3 protein-coding genes are annotated in these 2,399 nt (G+C 74.7%); 2 read left to right on the top strand and 1 reads right to left on the bottom strand.

Annotated features, from left to right (window positions below; genetic code table 11):
• Positions 1 to 712, top strand: a 712-nt coding sequence (locus GUY60_RS36850) for an ABC transporter ATP-binding protein (RefSeq protein ID WP_161705862.1), incomplete at its 5' end; no start/stop codon positions are given.
• A complete protein-coding gene (locus GUY60_RS36845; RefSeq protein WP_161705861.1) occupies positions 709 to 1,374 on the top strand; it encodes an ABC transporter ATP-binding protein in 666 nt (221 codons plus the stop codon). The genes GUY60_RS36850 and GUY60_RS36845, both read left to right, overlap by 4 nt.
• On the opposite strand, the gene GUY60_RS36840 is transcribed toward GUY60_RS36845, so the two are convergent.
• On the bottom strand, positions 1,334 to 2,032 hold the full coding sequence (locus GUY60_RS36840) for a LysM peptidoglycan-binding domain-containing protein (protein WP_161705860.1): 699 nt from the start codon (positions 2,030 to 2,032) through the stop codon (positions 1,334 to 1,336). The two genes, GUY60_RS36845 and GUY60_RS36840, sit on opposite strands and share 41 nt — an antisense overlap.
• Positions 2,033 to 2,399: the final 367 nt, after the last annotated feature.

Genomic DNA, 2,399 nt, shown 5'->3' with positions numbered 1-2,399 from the left:
CGTAAAGGCCCCCTCCGACCCGCTCAAGGCCCGTGGCCTGACCGTGCGGTACGGCGGGGTGACCGCGCTCGACGGGGTGGACCTGGACGTTCCGGCGAGCCGGATCACCGCGGTGGTCGGGCCGAACGGGGCGGGCAAGAGCACCCTGTTCGACTGCCTGGCCGGTACGGTGCGCCCGGACGCGGGCCTGGTGCGCTTCGCCGGGCGCGACGTCACCCGCCTGCCCGCGCACGCACGGACCCGGCTCGGCGTGGCCCGTACCTTCCAGCAACTGGCGGTCTTCCCGTCCCTGACGGTCGCCGAGAACGTCGCCGTCGGCGCCGAGCAGGGCCGCCTGCGCGATCCGGGCGCGGTCGCCAGAACCCTCGCCCTGCTCGGCCTCGACGGGCCCGTACGGGACCTCCCGGCGGCGGATCTGCCCACCGGCACGCTGCGCCGCGTCGAGCTCGGCCGGGTCCTCGCGGGCAGCCCGTACGCCGTACTCCTCGACGAGCCCGCGGCGGGCCTCGACACGGCCGAAGTCGCCGCCCTGGCAACGGTGTTGCGGGCGCTGGCGGCGGACGGCACCGCTCTCCTGATCGTCGAGCACGACCTGGACCTGGTGGCCCACCTCGCCGACACCGTGCACGTGCTCGACGCGGGCCGGATCGTTGCCTCCGGCCCGCCGGAGGCGGTTCTCGACCGGCTCGCGCACGCTCCGGAGGGCCCGTGACCGTAGAGCTCGAACTGCGCCACGCGCGCGTGCGGTACGGCCCGTTGGAGGCGCTGCACGGCATCAGCCTCACCGTCGCGCGGGACGCCGTGACGGTCCTGCTCGGCCGCAACGGAGCGGGCCGTACGACCGCGCTGCGGGCCCTCGCCGGGACGGTGCCTCTCGACCGGGGCGCCGTGCTGTGGCGGGGCGCGGACATCACCCGGCTCCCGGCACACACGCGGGCGGCGAACGGCCTCACGTACGTACCCGACCGGCAGGCCGTGTTCGGCTCGCTCAGCGTCGCGGAGAACCTCGAACTGGCCGCGCCGCACGCCGGGTTCGGTGCGGCGCTCGACGCCTACCCGGAGCTGCGCCCGCTCCTCGGCCGGCGCGCGGGCACCCTGTCCGGCGGCGAGCGGCGCATCCTTGCCCTGTGCCGTACCGTCCTGGCGCACGCGCGCGTGGTGCTTGTCGACGAACCCGCCCAGGGCATGTCGGCGGCGGTAGCGGCCCGTACGTACGAACTGCTCGGCGCGCTGCCCGCGACGGTCGTCGTGGCGGAGCAGCGCCTGCCCGCGACACTGCGCGCCGCGCCCCGGCCCGTGCTTGTGCACGAACTGCGGCGCGGCGCGGTCGTCTTCAGCGGCGAGGCCGCGGAGCTGCGGTCACCGGAGCGGTAGTGGTCACCGGAGAGGCGGAGAGCCTGCGCCCCTTCTCGTCGACCGGCACGACGAGCACGGTGCCGATGTTGAGCCGGTCCGGGCGCGGGCCGACCATGTCCCGGTTGGCCGCGTAGAGCGTCCGCCAGCCGCCCTTGACGTAGTAGCGCGCGGCGATCGAGCTGAGCGTCTCGCCGGCCACGACCGTGTGGACGCGCCGGCCGAAGTCGAGGTTCGCGGCGCACACCGGCCAGGCCTTCGACCCCTGCTTGCTCAGCACCTTCTCGGCAACGGCGACCTGCTGCGCGGGAGTGGCGAGATCGGCCCGGCGCGCGTACGCGAGGCCGCCGAACTCTTTCCAGGTGGGCTGCCAGAACTGGAGCCCGCCGTAGTAGCCGTTGCCGGTGTTGACGTCCCAACGGCCGCTGCTCTCGCACTCGGCGAGACAGGTCCAGGGTGACTTCCCCGAGCCGCACTCCTGGACCTTCCGCGGTTTCTCGCGGGCGCCTGAACCGTCGGCGCCGGAACCGTCGGCTCCGGGGCCCGCGCCCGACTCCCCGACGGGGCCTGAGCCCGGCCCGCCCGGCGCGGGTGGCGGTACGGCGGCCGAGGCGGTCAGCGGGGCGCAGGAGAGGAGGCCGGCGAGCAGGGCAACGAACCAGACACGGATGTTCGACATCGCGTCACGCTAAGCACCCGCGATCCGGCGACCGGAGTGCCGCGCCCCGGCCCGGCGAGCCCCACCCGGTCGGGCGGCGTCCGGGTGGGGCAGCGTTGACGGCGGCACGGACGAACCAGCGCCACGCGGGCGCGCGCGTACCGCGGAAAACCGGCACCACGCGGGCGCGCGCGTACTGCCGTTGATCCACTGACCCTTCGGTCCGATTTCCGCACCCCGGCCGAGCCGCTCAACTGCCAGGCGTACGGCAGGGGTTGGCATGGAGTGATCGGTTCCGGATGCGCCGGGGCAAGCCGCTCCGGACGGCTCGATTCCGCACGCCGTGCCGCGTTACTTGCGCCAAGGGTCGCCCGTTGAACCCTTCATG

Origin of the sequence: Streptomyces boluensis (assembly GCF_009908195.1) — a bacterium.
Lineage (GTDB): Bacteria > Actinomycetota > Actinomycetes > Streptomycetales > Streptomycetaceae > Streptomyces > Streptomyces boluensis.
This window is presented reverse-complemented; position numbering and strand designations above follow the sequence as displayed.

What these genes read in the sequence shown, in the direction of transcription:
- GUY60_RS36840 (WP_161705860.1), bottom strand. Translation starts at nt 2,032, where the DNA reads ATGTCGAACATCCGTGTCTGGTTCGTTGCCCTGCTCGCCGGCCTCCTC.